We start from the raw sequence: 19,032 nt of genomic DNA on the forward strand, positions 1-19,032 counted from the left end.
CAACGCAGGATCCTACGGCCCGGCCTCACGAAAATATGTGCGTACGTCGTACGCGTACGGTGTACGCTGTCGCCATGACCATCCTCGTCACCGGCGCCACCGGCAGCGTCGGCCGCATCGTCCTCGACCACCTCCTCACCCTGGACGCAACAGACGTGCGCGCCCTCGTCCGCGACCCCGCCAAGGCCCAGCTGCCCGACGGCGTCGACGTCGCTACCGGCTGGGTCGGCGAACCGGACACCCTCGACGGCGCCTTCGACGGCGTCGACCGGATGTACCTGACGTCCTACAGCGACACCGCGGCCGAGGTCCTCGCCCGCGCCCGCAAGGCCGGCGTCCGGCACGTCGTCAGCCTGTCCGGCGAACGGGAGAGCTGGTGGGGCTCCATCGTCGACGACGTCGAGGCGTCGGGTCTGGAGTGGACCCACCTCTGGCCCGGCGAGTTCATGGAGAACTCGACCATCTGGGCCGACCAGATCCGCACCACCGGCCAGGTGCGCGACGGCTACGCGGACTCCGCCAACGCCGCCATCGCGATGGACGACGTGGCCGCCGTCGCCGCCGTCGCCCTCACCCAGGACGGCCACGTCGGCCGCGCCCACACGCTGACCGGCCCCGAGACGCTGACCCGCGCCCAGAAGGTCGAGCGCATCGGCCGCGCCCTGGGCCGCGACCTCCCGTACGTCGAGCTCAGCCGCGAGGACGCGATCGCCGAGCTCAGCGCCTCGATGGGCGAGTACGCCGAGTGGTACGTCGACGGCGAGGGCCAGCAGGTCGAGCACCCGCAGCAACCCACCACCGGCGTCGCCGACGTGCTCGGGCGGCCGGCCACGTCGTTCGCCGACTGGGCGAAGACGAACGCCGGCCTGTTCCGCTGAACCGAGCCGGCGAACCGAGTCCCTCGTCATTGACGAACCGCCGCACTAGAGTCGATTTGTGACGGTCGTCGTGGTGCTCATCGTGGTCGCGGTGCTCATACTCGCGGCGCTGATCCTCATCTCCGCGCGGCAGGCCGGCGTCGGCGCTCAACGGCCCTCGCGGTACGGACGGCGACGCCGGGTGCGCATGGCGCCGCGGCTGCGGCTCGAGCGGCTCAGCCAGCACCGGTACGTGCTGCACAACGACGGTGCCACCGCCGCCTTCGACGTGCGGGTCGACACCAAGGACCTCACCGTCACCGAGGGCGAGACCCACATGCGCGAGTTCAGCGCCGGCCACGCCCGCGACTTCCTGCTCATCCAGCCCATGCACGGCCACGTCTCGGAGCTGACGGTCCGCTGGCGCAGCCGGCCGGGCGCCGACGCCGAGGTGGTGACCGAGCTGGCGCTCGACACCGAGGTCACGTCAGAGGGCCAGGAGGCCTGACGGCCGTCGCCACGGCGCCGCCCGGAGCTTCCGATCTCGCGGAGTTCGCTCCGCCTCCCTTGTGATGACCTACAGTCGTTCAATGCTGGGCCTGCCGGATCAGATCAAGGCGTGCCTGTTCGATCTGGACGGGGTACTCACGCCGACGGCCGACGTGCACAAGGCCGCCTGGACGGCCATGTTCGACGCCTTCCTCCGCGATCGCGCACAAGACGCGGGTGAGCCGTTCGTGCCGTTCGACCCCGTCCTCGACTACCAGCGCTACGTCGACGGCATGGCGCGCGCCGACGGCGTCCGGCGCTTCCTCGGCTCGCGCGGCATCGTCCTCCCCGAGGGCACGCACGACGACCCCGTCGACGCCGAGACCGTGAACGGCCTGGGCAACCGCAAGAACGCCGTCCTGCTGCAGCGCCTGCGCGAGACCGGCGTGCGGCCGTATCCGGGCTCCGTCGCCTACCTGCGGGCCGCGACCGAGGCCGGGTTGCGCCGGGCGGTGGTCTCCGCCAGCGCGAACTGCCGCGAGGTCGTCGCCGCCGCGGGCATCGAGGACCTGCTGGAGGTACGCGTCGACGGCGTCACCGCCCGGCAGGAGGGGCTGCGCGGCAAGCCGCATCCGGACGCGTTCCTCGCCGCCGCCGAGCGGCTGGGCGTCGCCCCGGCCGAGGCGGCCGTGTTCGAGGACGCGCTCGCCGGGGTCGAGGCGGGCCGCGCGGGCGACTTCGGCTACGTCGTCGGCGTCGACCGCGTGGGCCAGACCGACGCCCTGCGCGAGCACGGCGCCGACGTCGTCGTCACCGACCTGGGGGAACTGCTGAACGAGGAGCACGGGTGATCCGCGAGAGTGCGTACCCGAGCGAGCCGTGGCGTATCCGCGAGGCGGCACTGGACCTCGAGATCCTGGCCCAGTCCGAGTCGGTCTTCGCGCTCTCCAACGGCCACATCGGCCTGCGCGCCAACCTCGACGAGGGCGAGCCGCACGGTCTTCCCGGCAGCTACCTCAACTCCTTCTACGAGCTGCGCCCGCTGCCGTACGCCGAGGCCGGCTACGGCTACCCGGAGCAGGGCCAGACGGTCGTCAACGTCACCAACGGCAAGCTGATCCGGCTGCTGGTCGACGACGAGCCGTTCGACGTCCGCTACGGCGAGGTCCGCTCGCACGAGCGGGTGCTGGACCTGCGCGAAGGCACGCTGGAACGCACGGTCGAGTGGGTGTCCCCCGCGGGTCAGGCCATGCGCGTGCGCTCGACCCGGCTGGTGTCGTTCACCCAGCGGGCCGTGGCCGCCATCTGCTACGAGGTCGAGCCGCTCGGCGAGGAGACCCGGGTGGTCATCCAGTCCGGGCTGGTCGCCAACGAGGAGCTCCCGGTCACCAAGAAGGACCCTCGCGTCGCGGCGGTCCTCGAGGAGCCGCTCGAGTCCGAGCAGCACCTCGCCAACGGCGCCGGCGGCCTGCTGATCCACCGGACGAAGACCAGCGGGCTGCGCATGGCGGCGGCCATGACCCACGTCGTCGACGGTCCCGACCGCACGTCGGTCAGCACCGAGGCGTTCCCCGACTGGGCCCGCACCACCATCGCCTGCGTGCTGAAGCCCGGCGAGAAGCTGCGCGTCGTCAAGCTGCTGGCCTACGGCTTCTCCAGCCGGCGGTCGCTGCCCGCGCTGCGCGACCAGGTGGGCGCGGCGCTGGCGTCGGCCCGGCTCACCGGCTGGGAGGGCCTGCGCCGGGGTCAGCGCGAGTACCTCGACGCCTACTGGGACGCCGCCGACGTCCGCGTCGACGGCGACCCCGAGGTCCAGCAGGCGGTCCGGTTCGGCCTCTTCCACGTCCTGCAGGCCGGCGCGCGCAACGAGATGCGGCCCATCGCGGCGAAGGGCCTGACCGGGCCCGGCTACGACGGCCACGCGTTCTGGGACACCGAGATGTTCGTGCTCCCGGTGCTGACCTACACCAAGCCACAGGCCGCGGCGCAGGCGCTGCGGTGGCGCCACGCCACGCTCGACCTCGCGCGCGACCGCGCCCGCACGCTGGGCCTCAGGGGCGCCGCGTTCCCGTGGCGCACCATCCGCGGCCACGAGACGTCGGGCTACTGGCCGGCCGGCACCGCCGGGTTCCACATCGGCGCCGACATCGCCGACGCCACCATCCGCTACATCCAGGCCACCCGCGACGAGGACTTCGAACGCGAGGTCGGGGTCGAGCTGCTGGTCGAGACCGCGCGGCTGTGGCGCTCGCTCGGCCACCACGACCGCCACGGCGCGTTCCACATCGACGGCGTGACGGGGCCGGACGAGTACTCGGCCATGGGCCACGACAACGTCTACACGAACCTCATGGCACAGCGGAACCTGCTCGGCGCGGCCGACGCCGTCCTCCGCCATACCGAGGTCGCCGCCGCACTGGAGGTCGACGACGAGGAGGCGGCCTCCTGGCGCGACGCCGCCAACGCCATGACCGTCCCGTACGACGACGAGCTCGGCGTGCACCAGCAGTCCGAGGGGTTCACGCGGTTCCAGGAGTGGGACTTCGAGGGGACCGCCCCGGAGGAGTACCCGCTGCTGCTGACCCACCCCTACTTCGACCTCTACCGCCGCCAGGTGTGCAAGCAGGCCGACCTCGTGCTGGCCATGCACTGGCGCGGCGACGCGTTCTCGCCCGAGGAGAAGGCCCGCAACTTCCACTACTACGACGCCCGGACGGTGCGCGACTCCTCGCTGTCGTCGTGCACCCAGGCGGTGATGGCCGCCGAGACCGGGCACCTGGAGCTCGCCCACGACTACCTGGGCGAGGCCGCGATGACCGACCTGCACGACAGCCACGCCAACACCAGCGACGGGGTGCACCTGGCCTCGCTCGCCGGCTCCTGGCTGGGCCTCGTCGCGGGGTTCGGCGGCATGCGCGACCACGACGGCGTGCTCTCGTTCGCGCCGCGCCTGCCGAGCCGGATCGCCGGGCTGGACTTCTCGCTGCTCTGGCACGGGCTGCGGCTGCGCGTGAGCGTGCGACCCACCGAGGTCACGTACTACCTGCGCGAGGGCGACCACGACGACGGGTCGCAGCTGGAGCTGCTGCACCACGGCATGCCGGTCACCGTCCGCACCAGCGCGCCGGTCACCGTCGCCATTCCGCCGGTACCGCCGCCCGACCCCGAGCCGCAGCAACCCGCCGGTCGGGCCCCGGTCCGCCGCGGAGGGCCCGGATAAACGGGATGATCCTCGCGCCGTCCGCAACGTAGGCTTGACGGCGTATGCCCACGTCGTCCCCCGGTACCGTTTCCCCGGCCGACCTGCGTGCCCGGCTGCCCGAGCTGATGCTCCGGGACGAGCGGCGCCTCGCCCGTCGGCTCGACGGCGTACGCAAGTCCCGCTCCGACGAGGCCCGGTCGAAGGCGCTGGCCGAGATCGCTCGAGAGGTCGAGGCCGCCGAGCGCCGCCTCGCCCGGCGCAAGGCCACCGTCCCCGCCGTCCGCTACCCGCAGGAGCTGCCGGTCAGCCAGCGGCGCGACGACATCGCCGCCGCCATCCGCGACCACCAGGTCGTCATCGTCGCCGGCGAGACCGGGTCGGGCAAGACGACACAGCTGCCGAAGATCTGCCTCGAGCTGGGCCGGGGCATCCGCGGCACCATCGGGCACACGCAGCCGCGCCGGCTGGCCGCCCGCACCGTCGCCGAGCGCGTGGCCGAGGAGCTGAACACCGAACTGGGCCGCGCCGTCGGCTACCAGGTCCGGTTCACCGCCAAGGCGAGCGACGACACGCTGGTCAAGCTCATGACCGACGGCATCCTGCTGGCCGAGATCGGGCAGGACCGGCTGCTACGCCGCTACGACACGCTGATCATCGACGAGGCGCACGAGCGCAGCCTCAACATCGACTTCATCCTCGGCTACCTCGAGCAGCTGCTGCCGCAACGCCCCGACCTCAAGGTCATCATCACCTCGGCGACCATCGACCCCGAGCGGTTCGCCCAGCACTTCGACGACGCGCCGATCATCGAGGTCAGCGGCCGCACGTATCCGGTCGAGGTCCGGTACCGCCCGCTCGACCTCGAGGACGGCGGGGAGCCGCGCGACCAGATCCAGGCCATCGTCGAGGCCTGCGACGAGCTCGCGCTCGAGCCGTCCGGCGACGTGCTGGTGTTCCTGTCCGGCGAGCGCGAGATCCGCGACACCGCCGACGCGCTGCGCAAGCGCTACGCCTCGGCGCCGCCGGGAGCGCTCGAGGTCCTCCCGCTCTACGCCCGCCTGTCCGCCGCCGAGCAGCACCGGGTCTTCCAGCCGCACACCGGCCGGCGCATCGTGCTGGCCACCAACGTCGCCGAGACGTCGCTGACGGTGCCGGGCATCCGCTACGTCGTCGACCCCGGCACGGCCCGCATCTCGCGCTACAGCAACCGGACCAAGGTGCAGCGGCTGCCCATCGAGCCGGTGTCGCAGGCGTCGGCACGGCAGCGCACGGGCCGCTGCGGGCGGCTCTCCGACGGCATCTGCATCCGGCTGTACTCCGAAGAGGACTTCGAGTCGCGGCCCACGTTCACCGAGCCCGAGATCCTGCGCACCAACCTCGCCTCGGTCATCCTGCAGATGACGGCGCTCGGCCTGGGCGACGTCGCGGCGTTCCCGTTCCTCGACCCGCCCGACCGGCGCAGCATCGCCGACGGCGTCAACCTGCTGGTCGAGCTGGGCGCGCTCGAGCCCACCGCGCCGGACCCGAAGGACCGCCTCACCACCATGGGCCGGTCGCTGTCGCAGCTGCCCATCGACCCGCGGCTGGCCCGGATGATCCTCGAGGCGAACCGCAACGGCTGCGTCCGCGAGGTGCTGATCATCGCCGCCGGGCTGACCATCCAGGACCCGCGCGAGCGCCCGACAGACCAACGCGAGGTCGCCGACGCCTTCCACGCCCGCTTCGCCGACCCCACGTCGGACTTCCTGGCCTTCCTCAACCTGTGGCGCTACGTCAAGGAGCAGCAGGAGGCGCTGTCGTCCAGCGCGTTCCGCCGCCTCTGCCGCACCGAGCACCTCAACTACCTGCGCATCCGCGAGTGGCAGGACCTCGAGTCGCAGCTGCGCCAGCTGGTCAAACCGCTCGGCGTCACCCTCAATACGCCGGATGGAACGCCGGAGCACATCCACCAGTCGCTGCTGTCGGGCCTGCTCTCGCACATCGGCGTCAAGGACGAGTCGGCCAACGAGTACCAGGGCGCCCGCGGCGCGAAGTTCGCGGTCTTCCCCGGGTCGGGGCTGTTCAAGAAGCCGCCGCGCTGGGTGATGTCGGCCGAGCTGGTCGAGACGTCGCGGCTGTGGGCCCGGGTCAACGCCCGCATCGACCCCGCGTGGGCCGAGCCGCTGGCCGAGCACCTGGTCAAGCGCACCTATAGCGAGCCGCATTGGGAGCGCAAGGCCGGCGCCGTCATGGGCTACGAGAAGGTCATGCTCTACGGCGTCGTCATCGTGCCGCGGCGCAAGGTCACCTACGCGCGGGTCGACCCCGAGCTCAGCCGCGAGCTGTTCATCCGGCACGCGCTGGTCGAGGGCGACTGGTCGACGCACCACCGGTTCTTCCACGAGAACCGCGAGCTGCTCGAGGACGTCGAGGAGCTCGAGCACCGCGCCCGCCGCCGCGACATCGTCGTCGACGACGAGACCCTGTTCGCCTTCTACGACGAGCGCCTCCCGGCCGACGTCGTCTCGGGCCGGCACTTCGACAGCTGGTGGAAGAAGGCCCAGCACGAGCGGCCGGACCTGCTGACGTTCAGCACCGACCTGCTGACCACCGACGCCGCCGGCGCCGTCACGCAGGCCGACTACCCCGACACCTGGCGGGCCGGCGACCTCGACCTCCGGCTCACGTACCAGTTCGAGCCCGGGGCCAGCGCCGACGGCGTCACGGTCCACATCCCGATCCAGGTGCTGAACCAGGTCGAGCCCGACGGGTTCGACTGGCAGGTCCCGGGGCTGCGGCCGGAGCTGGTCACGGCGCTGATCAAGGCGCTGCCGAAGCCGCTGCGGCGCTCGTTCGTGCCGGCCCCCGACACCGCCCGCGAGGCGCTCGCGCAGCTGCCGCCGTCGCCCTCGGGCCAGCCGTTCGCCGCCGCCGTCGCGCGCGTGCTGCACCGGCTGCGGGCCGTGCCACTGACGGCGGACGACTTCGACCTCGGCAAGGTGCCCGACCACCTGCGCATGACGTTCCGCGTGCTGGACGAGAAGGGGAGGCTCGCGGCCGAGGGCAAGGACCTCGACGCCCTGAAGGTGCAGCTCGAGCAGGAGCTGCGCACGTCCATGGCGGCCGCGGCCAGCAGCATCGAGCGCACCGGCCTGACGGAGTGGCCGGGCGGCGAGGTGCCGCGCACCTTCGAGCAGCGCCGCTCCGGGCACGTCGTCACCGGCTATCCCGCCCTGGTCGACGACGGCGCCGGCGTGGCGCTGCGAGTCCTGCCGACCCCCGCCGACCAGGCCCGCGCCATGTGGACGGGCAACCGGCGGCTGCTGCTGCTCAGCGTCGCGTCGCCGACGGCGTTCGTGCAGCGCCACCTCGGCAACCGCTCGAAACTGGTGCTCAGCCAGAACCCCGACGGCTCGATCGCCGGCCTGCTCGACGACGTCGCCGCGGCCTCGGTCGACTGGCTGGTCGCCGACGCCGGTGGGCCGGCGTGGGACGAGGCCGGGTTCGCGGCCTTGCGCGCGCGGGTGCGGCAGGACCTCATCGAGACCGTCTTCGAGGTGGTCGCCGACGTCGAGAAGGTCCTCGAGGTGTCGCACCGGGTCGCGTCGGCGCTGAAGAGCACCTCCAGCCTGGCGCTGACGGCATCCCTGGTCGACGCGCGCGACCACCACGCCCGGCTCATGGCGCCCGGCTTCGTCACCTCCATCGGCCGGCGGCGACTGCCCGACCTGCTGCGCTACCTGCGCGCCATCGAGCGGCGGCTCGAGAAGCTGCCGACCAGCCCGCAGCGCGACCACCAGAACATGGACACCGTCCGCCGCGTCACCGAGGAGTACGAGGCCGCGCTGGCCGCCCTCCCACCCGGCCACGGCCCCACGCCCGCCCACGACGCCGTCCGCTGGCTCATCGAGGAACTGCGCGTCAGCCTGTTCGCCCAGGAGCTGGGCACGGCCCAGCCGGTCTCGGAGAAACGCCTGCTCAAAGCCATCGACGCCCTCTACGACATTCCCGCTGGACTCGGTTGAGTGACGCAACACCCGCGGGAGGATTTGCGGAAGACTCCAGGGAGGATCTGCGGGAGAACGTGGGGAGAATCTGCGGCACAGCGACGAGAGAATCTGCGGGTTTGCTGATAGCGTGCAGTTCATGGACACCACGGATGAGCGTCCTGGCCTCATCTCCCGTCGGGTCTTCGGCATAGCTCTGGAATCGATGACGGCATTTCGTGTCGTCGTTCTGCACGGTGCACGACAGGTCGGCAAGACCACCTTGGCGCAGCTCCTCGCAGCGCATATCGATGCGGGCTACGTCACCCTCGACCGCAACGAAGACCGCGAGGTTGCCGTTGCCGATCCACAGACCTTCATCGAGTCTCTCGGAACACCTCAGGTGATCGACGAGGTCCAGCGTGTGGGCGAGCCACTCGTTCTCGCCATCAAGCAGGTCGTCGACGCGGACCGCCGCCCGGGTCAGTACCTCTTGACCGGATCGACGAACTTCCTCACCGTGCCCTCGATCGCCGAGACGCTCGCCGGGCGCACCGACATCGTTCCTCTGTGGCCCTTGTCGATGGGCGAAGTCACTCAGGGAGACGACGACTTCGTCGATCGCGCCTTCAGCGACCCGGAGCGCCTTCTCGATCACGAAGGCCGGCCGCGTTCCCGGTCCGAGTACTTCGACCTCCTCTGCGCAGGTGGATATCCCGAGGTCCAGGACCTCAGCGGACGGCTACGTCAGCGCTGGTTCGCGCGATACGTCCAAACGGTGATCCAGCGAGAGATCGAGGTGGCTGCTGACATCCGGCGCGCGGACGCTCTGCGCGATCTCGTCCGGTTCTTCGCGGCGACCACCGCGCAAGAACTGGTGCTGAGCAAGGCCGCAGAACGGCTCGGGCTGGATCGATCGACCGTCAGTACTTACGAGCCGTGGTTGGAGACGGTCTTCCTCGTGCACCGCATTCCCGCCTGGAGCCGCAATCTCACGGCCAAGGTCATCAAGCGGCCGAAGATCTATCTGTCCGATACCGGCATCGCTGCTGCCCTGTTGGGCAAGGACAGCACCGCGCTGCAGCAACCCACCGACCCCGCTGCCGGGCCGTTGTTCGAGACCTTCGTCGCGAACGAACTCTCCAAACAGCTCACGTGGAGCGACGTCTCCGCCCGTCTGTTCCATTTCCGCGATGCGAGCGGCAGTGAGGTCGATCTGGTGCTCGAATCCGACGACGGGCGTGTTGTCGGCATCGAGGTGAAGGCGACGTCGACCCCACGAGGCGACGACTTCCGCGGGCTCCGGCTGCTCCGGGATCGTCTCGCTCAGACGGGCACGGAGTTCGTCGCAGGCGTCGTCCTCCACACAGGGGAGAGACGGCTTCCGTTCGGCGATCGGCTCTTTGCGCTGCCGGCAGCAGACCTGTGGACCTGATATCAGCGCCCACGCTGCCGTCGCCGCGTCAGCGGCGCGGGGCGACCGAGCGGGGGTCGAAACCGTAGGGCAGCTCCAGCCGGTGCGCCTCGAGCAGCGCCTCGTCGGCGAGCACGTCCGCCGTCGGGCCGTCGGCGACCACCGTCCCGCCGGACAGCACGACCGAGCGCCCGCACAGCTGCAGCGCGAACGGGAGGTCGTGCGTGACCACGAGCTGTGTCACGTCGAGGGAGTCGAGGATCTCGTAGAGCTCGCGACGGCTGGCGGGGTCGAGGTTGCTGGTCGGCTCGTCGAGCACCAGGATCTCCGGCCGCATGGCCAGCACAGTCGCGACCGCGACCCGGCGGCGCTGCCCGAAGGAGAGGTGGTGCGGCGGGCGGTCGGCGACCTCGGACATGCCGACCAGCGCCAGCGCCTCGTCGACCCGCTCGTCCAGCTCCGGGCCGCGCAGGCCGAGGTTCGCCGGGCCGAAGGCGACGTCGTCGCGCACCGTCGGCATGAACAGCTGGTCGTCGGGGTCCTGGAAGACGATGCCGACGCGGCGCCGGACCTCGCGCAGGGTGTCGCGGTCGCCGGCGCGCACCTCGAGTCCGCCCACCCGCACGGTCCCCACCCCGCCGGTGAGGATGCCGTTGAGGTGCAGGACCAGCGTCGTCTTGCCGGCGCCGTTGGGCCCGAGCAGCGCGACCCGCTCGCCGCGGGCGATGGTGAGGTCGACGCCGAACAGCGCCTGGTGGCCGTCGGCGTAGGCATAGGCCAGCCCGGCCACCTCGAGCGACGCGTCACCCGACGCCGTCCCCGTCATGCGAGCACCGCCGTCAGGGCGACGACGGCGGCGGCCAGCGGCAGCGCGGCGGCACGGAGCCAGTCGGCCCGTGAGGCGACGGCGACGGAGGTGAGCGGCATGGCGCCAGCGTAGCCACGCGACAGCATGGCCAGGTGCACCCGCTCCCCCCGCTCGTACGACCGGACGAACAGCGCCCCGGCCCCCTGAGCGACCACCCGGACGTGCCCCAGGTGCCGGGCCTCGAAGCCGCGGGACTCGCGGGCGATGCGCATGCGCTGCATGTCGCCGGTGACGACGTCGGCGTAGCGGATCATGAACGACGCGATCTCGACCAGCCGCTCCGGCACTTTCAGCCGCTGCAGGCCGAGCAGCAGCGCCCGCACCTCGGTCGTCGCGGCCAGCAGGATCGACGCGACGACGCCGAGCGTGCCCTTGGCCAGGATGTTCCAGCCGGTCAGCAGGCCCTGCTCGCTCAGCGACAGGCCGAGCACATCGACCCGCGGACCCTGCGACACGATCGGCATCAGCAGCGCGAACACCACGAACGGCACCTCGACGACCATCCGCCTGACGATGACGCGGGCCGGCACGCGCGCGACCACGGCGACCGCCGCGAGCAGCAGCGCGTAGACCCCGAAGGCCCAGTACCGCTCCCGCGGCGTCGCGACGGCCACCAGCACGAACGCCAGCAGCGCGAGCACCTTGACGTGCGCGGGCAGCCGGTGCACCGGGGAGTCGCCCGCCCGGTACAGCGAGTGCCCGTGCCCGTGTCCGCCACTCACCGGACGGCGTCCTCCGTCGCCCGCGACGCCGATGCGGTCCGCGACCGGCCGGCGACCAGCTTGAACAGCACCACGCCGAGCACCACGACCACCGCGACGCCGATGATGCCGGCCACGCCGACCGGGATGCCGCCGACCTCGCCGTAGTCGGCCAGCCCGAACCCGCCGAACGCGTGGTCCTGGGCGGTGTCGAGGAAGCCCTCGCCCTCGGCCACGTACTCGAGGCCGTCGGGGTTGCTGCTGGCGAAGAAGCTCACGATGCCGGCCAGCGCCAGCGCCACCACGCCACCGCCGATGAGCAGCGGCTTCGCGCTCCCCCGCGCCGACGCGGCGCCCACCGGCTCGGGTGCGGCCGGAGCCGGGGCCAGCGTGCCGTCGGCCTGCTTGAGCTGCAGCGCCGGCCGCAGGCCGCGGGCGGCGTGGACGAGGTCGGGCCGGACGGCGACGACGGCGCTCACCGTCAGCCCCGTGATGACCGCCTCACCGATGCCGATGAGCGTGTGCCAGCCGAGCATGCTCGCCGTCAGCGCGCCCAGCGAGAGCGACGCCTCGCCGCCGATCGCGAACAGCACGACGAACAGCAGCGCGGCCGCGGGCACGGAGATCAGCGCGCCGACCGCGGCCGCCGGCACCGCCGAGGCCGGCCGCTTCGGCAGCATCACCATGAGCGCGCGCGTTACCGCCCAGCCGACGAACACCGTCGTGATGCCCATGAGCGTGATGTTGGTGCCCAGCGCCGTCAGCCCGCCGTCGGCGAAGAGCAGCCCTTGGACGAGGAGCACCACCGACAGGACCAGCACCCCGGTCCACGGCCCCACCAGAACGGCCGCGAGCGCGCCACCCATGAGGTGCCCGCTGGTCCCGACGCCGACCGGGAAGTTCAGCATCTGCACGGCGAACACGAACGCCGCGGTGAGGCCGGCCAGCGGAGCGGTCCGCTCGTCGAGCTCGCCCTGGGCCTTGCGCAGCGCGATGGCGACCCCGGCGACGGCGACGGCGCCGGTCGCGACCGAGGTGGGGGCGTTCAGGAACCCGTCGGGCACGTGCATGGGTGTCCTCCTCGTGAACGGGAGTGAAATGTCCGATTGCGGACAGTGATTCTGTATCTGAACCGCTGCGACAAGCACGTACGTCTTCGTCCTAAGCATGATGCGACAAAGTCGCACGTAGCGCAAGAGCACAACTAGGCTGTTTCGTTCCCGCATTCTGAGACGCCATCGTCCGTATCACGGGATGTCACCTTGCGGTCCTCCACGAGGCGCCTACGATCACTGGCACTGGTGGTTCGGCCGGCGGGTACCTGATGGGTACGAGCCGGCCGACGCAAGAGGCTCCCGGCGCGGTTGACGTCGACCGGGACGGCCGGCCCCCGACGAACGCCTGTCCGCGCTCGCGAGGAGACACCTTCATGACCCGCACGACCCCCGACCAAGGCACCACTGCGCCCCTCGGCGCCACCGTCCCCGGCTACCCGCGCATCGGCCCGAACCGCGAGCTCAAGCGCGCCCTCGAGTCCTACTGGGCCGGCGAGTCCGGCCGCGAGGAGCTCGACGCCGCCGCCCGCGCCGAACGGGAACGCACCTGGCGCCGGCTCACCGCGCTGGGCCTGGACACCGTCCCGTCGAACACGTTCTCGCTGTACGACCAGGTCCTCGACTCCGCCGTCCTGGCCGGCGCCGTGCCGCCGCGATTCGCCGCGCTGGGCCTGGACGCCCTCGGGACCTACCTCGCCATGGCCCGCGGCACGTCCGGCGCCGCGCCGCTGGAGATGACGAAGTGGTTCGACACCAACTACCACTACCTGGTCCCGGAGATCGCGCCCACGACGCGCTTCCACCTCGACCCCACCAAGCCGGTGTCGGAGTACCGCGAGGCGCTGGCGCTGGGCATCACCACCCGGCCCGTGCTGATCGGACCGGCCAGCCTGCTGCTGCTCGCGAAGCCGGCCGACGACGCGCCGGACGGCTTCCGGCCGTTCGACCGGCTGGACGACCTCGTCGCGGTCTACGCGCTGCTGCTCACGACGCTCGCAGACGAGGGGGTCGCGTGGGTGCAGTTGGACGAGCCGGCCTACGCCGCCGACCGCACGGCTGAGGAGCTGGCCGCGCTGGGCCGGGTCTACGAGCGGCTGGGTGGCCTGGCGGAGCGGCCGGCGATCCTGGTCAGCGCCTACTTCGGCGACCTGGGCGAGGCGCTGCCGGTGCTCGCGTCGTCGCCGGTCGAGGCGATCGGCCTGGACCTGGTGGCGGGTTCGGTTCCCGTCGCGGGTGACGTCCCCGGGCTGGCCACGAAGACCGTCGTCGCCGGGGTCGTGGACGGCCGCAACGTCTGGCGCACCGACCTCGACGCGGCCCTCGCGACGCTGCGCGCCCTGGAACCGCAGGCTGCCGCCGTCGCCGTCGGGACCTCCTGCTCGCTGCTGCACGTCCCCTACGACCTCGACGCCGAGGCCTCTCTGGACCCGCGCTTGAAGGAGTGGCTGGCGTTCGCCGACCAGAAGGTCGCCGAGGTGGTGGCGCTCGCCGCAGCGCTACGGGACGGGCAGCTGACGCCGTCGTTCCAGGAGGCCCGGACGGCGCTGTCCGATCGCGCGTCCGCTCCGGAGGTGATCGACGACGGCGTCAGGTCGCGGCTCGCGGGACTCACCCCCGAGGACGCCCGGCGCACGGCGTTCGCCGAGCGGGCCGACGTCCAGCGCGACCGGCTGGGGCTGCCGCCGTTGCCGACCACGACCATCGGCTCGTTCCCGCAGACCGGCGACATCCGCCGGGCCCGGGCGGCCTACCGCGCCGGCCGGCTGGACCGCGCCGAGTACACGACCCGCATGCGCGCCGAGATCGAGCGGGTGATCCGGCTGCAGGAGAAGCTCGGCCTCGACGTCCTCGTGCACGGCGAGCCGGAGCGCAACGACATGGTGCAGTACTTCGCCGAGCACCTGAACGGCTTCGCCACGACCGAGCACGGCTGGGTGCAGTCGTACGGGTCGCGCTGCGTCCGCCCGCCGATCCTCTACGGCGACGTGTCGCGGCCGGCGCCGATCACGGTCGAGTGGGCGACGTACGCGCAGTCGCTGACCGACCGGCCGGTGAAGGGCATGCTGACCGGTCCGGTCACGATCCTCGCGTGGTCGTTCGTCCGCGACGACCAGCCGCTCGGCGACACCGCCCGGCAGGTCGCGCTGGCGATCCGCGACGAGACCGTCGACCTCGAGGCGACCGGCATCGGGATCGTGCAGGTCGACGAGCCGGCGCTGCGCGAGCTGCTGCCGTTGCGGCGTGTGGACCGGGCGGCGTATCTCGACTGGTCGGTGGGCGCGTTCCGGCTGGCCACGGCCGGGGTGGCCGACGAGACGCAGGTGCACACGCACCTGTGCTATTCGGAGTTCGGCGACGTCGTGGCCGCGATCGACGGCCTGGACGCCGACGTCACCAGCATCGAGGCGGCCCGGTCGCGCATGGAGATCGTGCCCGACGTGGCCGCGTCCGGGTTCGCCCGCGGCATCGGCCCCGGCGTGTACGACATCCACTCGCCGCGGGTGCCGTCGGCCGACGAGGTCGAGGCGCTGCTGCGTCGTGCGCTGGACGCGATCCCCGGCGACCGGCTCTGGGTGAACCCCGACTGCGGCCTCAAGACCCGGACGTACGAGCAGGTCGAGCCCGCGCTGACGGCCCTGGTCGAGGCCGCCTGGCGGGTGCGCCCCGCCGCAGGCTGACGCCGTCGTCGATCAGATCGCGTCGAGGGCCGCGAGGTCGTCCGCCGTCGGCTCCCACGAGCCGGCGGCGACGTTCGCCGCGACCTGCTCCGCCGTCACCGCGCCGGAGATGACGGAGCCGACGGCGGGCTGAGCGGCCAGCCCGCCGATCGCGACGTCGAGGATGCCGACGCCCCGCTCGGCGGCGTAGCGCTCCAGCGCCTCGAGCCGGTCGAAGTCGGCGCCGTCGAGCCGCTTGGCCTGGGTGGGGTCGGCGAGCCGGGACCCCTCGGGCGCGGCCTGGCCGCGGCGGTACTTGCCGGTGAGCAGGCCCCACGCGAGCGGCGAGTAGGGCAGGATGCCGACGCCGGCGTGCTCGGCGGCCGGGATCAGCTCGGCCTCGGCGGACCGGTCGTAGACGGAGTACTTGTTCTGCGCGCTGACGAACGGCGACAGGCCCTCGGTCCGCGCGATCCAGGCGGCCTCCGTCACCTGCCAGGCTGCGAAGTTCGACGAGCCGACGTAGCGGACCAGGCCCTCGCCCACCAGCTCGTCCAGCGCCGCCAGCGTCTCCTCGAGCGGCGTGCGCGGGTCCGGGAAGTGCAGCTGGTACAGGTCGATCCAGTCGGTGCCGAGCCGGCGCAGGCTCGACTCCACCGCCCGCCGGATGTAGCGCCGCGACCCGCGGACGCCCCAGTCCGGCCCGTTGGCGCCCTGCATGTCGCTGCCGAACTTGGTCGCGATGACCACGTCGTCGCGGCGACTGCCGAGCGCGGCGCCGAGCATCCGCTCGCTCTCGCCGAACCCGTACGTGTCGGCGGTGTCGAACAGCGTGACGCCGTGGTCGAGCGCGGCGTGCACGACGGCGGTGGCGGCGGCATCGTCGATGCGGCGCCCGAACGCGTTGCACCCCAGCCCGACGACGGAGACGGTGAGGCCGGACGCGCCCAGCTGGCGGTAGCTCATGTCGGTCACAGTGGCGAGTATCACATATCCAAAGCCGTCATCCGGACGAAACGGTCCCGGAACAACGGGGCCGGAGTCTGCACTGCGCGGGGGCCGCATCGAGACGAGGAGACGACGTGGCACGACGGTGGCGGAACCGACGAGCACGAACGGTGGCGGCGCTACTGGCCGGCACCGCCCTCCTGGCGACGACGGTGGTGCCGGTCGGCGCCGCGCCGGGCCAACGGGCGACGGACGCCGAGATCGCCGACTGGGTCGTCGACCTGGACGCGAACGCCCTGCGCGAGCTGCTGGCGACCGGCGAGGTGACGTCGGTGCAGCTGGTCAAGGCCTACCAGGCGCGCATCGACGCCTACGAGGAGGCGTACGCGGACCAGCCGGGCGTGAACGCCGTCATCACCGAGGACCCGCGCGCCGTCGCGGCGGCCGCTCGCCTCGACAACGAACGGCGGCGCGGCCAGGTGCGCGGCCCGCTGCACGGCATCCCGATCCTCATCAAGGACAACTACGACACCTTCGACCTGCCGACGTCGAACGGATCGCTGGCGCTGGAGCGCTGGCACACCGCCGACGACGCCGAGCAGGTCGCCCGGCTGCGCGCGGCCGGCGCGATCATCGTCGCCAAGACCAACCTGCACGAGTACGCGTCGGGCATCACGACCATCAGCTCGCTGGGCGGGCAGACGCGCAACCCGTACGACCAGACCCGCAACCCGGGCGGCTCCAGCGGCGGCACCGGCGCGGGCATCGCGGCCGGGTTCGGCGCCGTCGGCATGGGCTCGGACACCTGCGGCTCGATCCGCATCCCGGCCGCGCACAACAGCCTGGTCGGGCTGCGGCCGACGCACGGTCTGTCCAGCCGCGACGGCATCGCCCCGATGTCGTACACCCAGGACGTCGGCGGGCCGATCGCCAGGTCCGTCACCGACGTCGCGCTGGTCCTCGACGCGACGGTGGGCTACGACCCGGCGGACCCGTCGACTTCAGCTTCCGTGGGGCGAGTGCCGGCGTCGTACCTGCCGTCGTTGGACGACGACGCGCTCTCCGGCGCGCGGATCGGGGTGCTGACCGACTACCTCGGTTCGTCCGCCGCCGAGCAGCCCACGACGGCGCTGATCCGTGCCGCCGTCGCCGACATGGCCGCCCAGGGCGCCTCGGTGGTGGAGCTGCCCACGCAGGCCGCGTTGCTGTCCGCGGTGGGGGCCTCCGGGGTGATCAACGACGAGTTCGAGCGCGACCTCAACCTGTACCTCGCCGCGCCCGGGTCCCGGTTCCCCGCGACGCTGGCCCGGCTCGAGCCGCCGTTCGACGCCGTCACCATGGACGACATCATCACGTCCGGGAAGGTCACGCCGACGGTGCTGTCCTCGCTGCGGAACCGCCAGGGCGTGTCGACCGGGCCGCAGGACGCCTACCACCAGCGGCTGGCCCGGCGGGCCGAGGCGCAGACGCTGCTGCGGACGCTACTGGAGGCGAACGACCTCGACGCGATCGTCTACCCGACGATCCGCCAGCAGGCCGCCGTCATCGGGCTGTCGCAGCCGGGCAGCAACTGCTCGCTGTCGGCCAACACCGGCTTCCCTGCGCTGACGGTCCCGGCCGGCTTCACTCCTGACGGCATGCCCGTGGGCGTAGAGCTGCTCGGCCTGCCCTTCAGCGAGCCGGCCCTCCTCGGCCTCGGCTACGACTACGAGCAGGCCACCCACCACCGTACGCCCCCGGCCAGCACCCCGCCCCTGCGCTGACCGCCGTCGTCGGGAGGGAGTTCTCCCCGCTATAGCGAGGAGAACTCCCTCCCGACGATGTAAGCATGCTCGATCTGCGCCAGTACTTCTGCCGGGTTCGTGCGCAGCGTTGCCGGTGACACCGGCAGTACGACCCAACCGCGTGCGGCCAGCCTGGCCCGCCGGTTCTCGGTGCGCTCCGGCGCGTCACCGAATCCGTGGAACGAGCGCGAGTCGACCTCGACGATCAGCCGCCGCTCCTCCCAGCATGCGTCCGGCACGATCCCAGGGATGCCCGGGAGCGGCCGGTTCCAGAGTGGCTCCGGCAGGATCCGGCTCATCTGCACGAGATCACGCAGCTCGCACTCCGGCGCGGAACGGCACCCGGCCTCGATGTCCGCCAGCGCCACCCGGACCAGCGCCGATCCCCGTCGCCGCGCCGCCAGCGCCTCGGTCCGCAGCTCGGTCAGACGGGCTTTCCGCCGCTGCACCGCCTCGCACATCAGTGCCCGGACGTTCCGCAGCGCCGCCTGCCGGTGTTCCGGCGACCAGTCGGGCGGCCGCGGCTCCGTGAGCACGATGGCGTCGACGACGGCGCGCGCGGCCGGCACCTTCGGAATGGTCCCGGGCCGGGCCGCGGGAGCCAGCCGGTCGAGGGCGATCTCGGTCGGCGCCGGCACCCGCCCCGCCGTCTCGTCGCGATCGACCCAGAACTGCGCTGCCGGCAGCGGCGACGTCTGGTGCACCCGGACGAAGCCGGTGCCGGACCGATCCACCTCGCGCGCGACCAGCACGTCGACCACATCGCCGACGGGTGGGCCGTAGCGCAGCCCCGACATCCAGCACGCCCACGCGCCCGTGACCAGCGCGCCGTCGCCCACACGCAGGCAGGCCGCACGCAATCGGTGCAGCGGTGTGAGCGGACCGGTGAACGTCGCGTAGACGCCGCGGATCACCCGCTGCCACGGCCCACCGGGCCGCGACGCATGCTCGATGGCCGACGAGGTCAGCCCGGCCGCCAGCGCCTGGGCTCGGGTGATCAGGCCGTCCTGGATCTTGGCCAGCTGTACGACACGCACATGGGACACGACCGACAGCCTGCGTCGCACGGTAACCGGTGCGCCAGGCCCTACG

Annotated in this window: 13 protein-coding genes; 8 read left to right on the plus strand and 5 right to left on the minus strand. The window is 72.2% G+C overall.

Going from position 1 to position 19,032, the window contains the following annotated elements; genetic code table 11:
- Window positions 1-74: 74 nt before the first annotated feature.
- The 6 genes from HD601_RS26920 to HD601_RS26945 all read left to right on the plus strand — a co-directional run bounded on the left by HD601_RS26920 (window position 75) and on the right by HD601_RS26945 (window position 9,948).
- Entirely contained in the window at window positions 75-878 is an 804-nt protein-coding gene (locus HD601_RS26920) for an NAD(P)H-binding protein (RefSeq protein ID WP_184827173.1), read from the plus strand.
- A 58-nt stretch (window positions 879-936) separates the two neighbouring features.
- Window positions 937-1,365: a hypothetical protein gene (locus HD601_RS26925; protein ID WP_184827174.1), complete on the plus strand. Its 429-nt coding sequence runs from the start codon at window positions 937-939 to the stop codon at window positions 1,363-1,365.
- A gap of 82 nt (window positions 1,366-1,447) precedes the next feature.
- On the plus strand, window positions 1,448-2,197 hold the full coding sequence (locus tag HD601_RS26930; RefSeq protein WP_184827176.1) for an HAD family hydrolase: 750 nt from the start codon (window positions 1,448-1,450) through the stop codon (window positions 2,195-2,197).
- Window positions 2,194-4,566, plus strand: a complete 2,373-nt coding sequence (locus HD601_RS26935) for a glycosyl hydrolase family 65 domain-containing protein (RefSeq protein ID WP_184827178.1) — start codon at window positions 2,194-2,196, stop codon at window positions 4,564-4,566. Before HD601_RS26930 ends, HD601_RS26935 begins: the two co-directional genes overlap by 4 nt.
- 44 nt (window positions 4,567-4,610) lie before the next feature.
- On the plus strand, window positions 4,611-8,552 hold the full coding sequence (hrpA, locus tag HD601_RS26940) for an ATP-dependent RNA helicase HrpA (protein ID WP_184827180.1): 3,942 nt from the start codon (window positions 4,611-4,613) through the stop codon (window positions 8,550-8,552).
- Window positions 8,553-8,673: 121 nt separating this feature from the next.
- Complete coding sequence (locus tag HD601_RS26945; RefSeq protein WP_184827181.1) at window positions 8,674-9,948, plus strand: ATP-binding protein; 1,275 nt, start codon at window positions 8,674-8,676, stop codon at window positions 9,946-9,948.
- Window positions 9,949-9,976: 28 nt separating this feature from the next.
- Here HD601_RS26945 and HD601_RS26950 read toward each other — a convergent pair whose 3' ends face one another.
- From HD601_RS26950 to HD601_RS26960, 3 genes are read right to left on the minus strand one after another with little or no spacing between them, the layout of a single operon-like run.
- Window positions 9,977-10,753 carry an energy-coupling factor ABC transporter ATP-binding protein gene (locus HD601_RS26950; protein ID WP_184827183.1) on the minus strand — a complete coding sequence of 259 codons (777 nt, stop codon included), beginning with the start codon at window positions 10,751-10,753 and terminating at the stop codon, window positions 9,977-9,979.
- Window positions 10,750-11,517, minus strand: coding sequence for a cobalt ECF transporter T component CbiQ (cbiQ, locus tag HD601_RS26955; protein ID WP_184827185.1), 768 nt, complete (start codon window positions 11,515-11,517; stop codon window positions 10,750-10,752). Before cbiQ ends, HD601_RS26950 begins: the two co-directional genes overlap by 4 nt.
- Entirely contained in the window at window positions 11,514-12,566 is a 1,053-nt protein-coding gene (locus HD601_RS26960) for an energy-coupling factor ABC transporter permease (RefSeq protein ID WP_184827188.1), read from the minus strand. The genes cbiQ and HD601_RS26960 overlap by 4 nt, the downstream gene beginning before the upstream one ends.
- Window positions 12,567-12,925: 359 nt before the next feature.
- On the opposite strand from HD601_RS26960, the gene metE reads away from it, so the two are divergent.
- Window positions 12,926-15,229, plus strand: a complete 2,304-nt coding sequence (gene metE, locus HD601_RS26965; protein ID WP_184827189.1) for a 5-methyltetrahydropteroyltriglutamate--homocysteine S-methyltransferase — start codon at window positions 12,926-12,928, stop codon at window positions 15,227-15,229.
- 12 nt (window positions 15,230-15,241) lie between these two features.
- Here the strand turns inward: metE and HD601_RS26970 are convergent, their stop codons facing one another.
- Window positions 15,242-16,174, minus strand: coding sequence for an aldo/keto reductase (locus HD601_RS26970; RefSeq protein ID WP_184827191.1), 933 nt, complete (start codon window positions 16,172-16,174; stop codon window positions 15,242-15,244).
- 152 nt (window positions 16,175-16,326) lie between these two features.
- Here HD601_RS26970 and HD601_RS26975 point away from each other — a divergent pair, with 152 nt between their 5' ends.
- Window positions 16,327-17,919, plus strand: a complete 1,593-nt coding sequence (locus HD601_RS26975; protein ID WP_221441339.1) for an amidase family protein — start codon at window positions 16,327-16,329, stop codon at window positions 17,917-17,919.
- A 29-nt stretch (window positions 17,920-17,948) separates the two neighbouring features.
- Here HD601_RS26975 and HD601_RS26980 read toward each other — a convergent pair whose 3' ends face one another.
- Window positions 17,949-18,986 carry a type IV toxin-antitoxin system AbiEi family antitoxin domain-containing protein gene (locus tag HD601_RS26980; protein ID WP_184827195.1) on the minus strand — a complete coding sequence of 346 codons (1,038 nt, stop codon included), beginning with the start codon at window positions 18,984-18,986 and terminating at the stop codon, window positions 17,949-17,951.
- Window positions 18,987-19,032: the final 46 nt, after the last annotated feature.

Origin of the sequence: Jiangella mangrovi, assembly GCF_014204975.1 — a bacterium.
Lineage (GTDB): Bacteria > Actinomycetota > Actinomycetes > Jiangellales > Jiangellaceae > Jiangella > Jiangella mangrovi.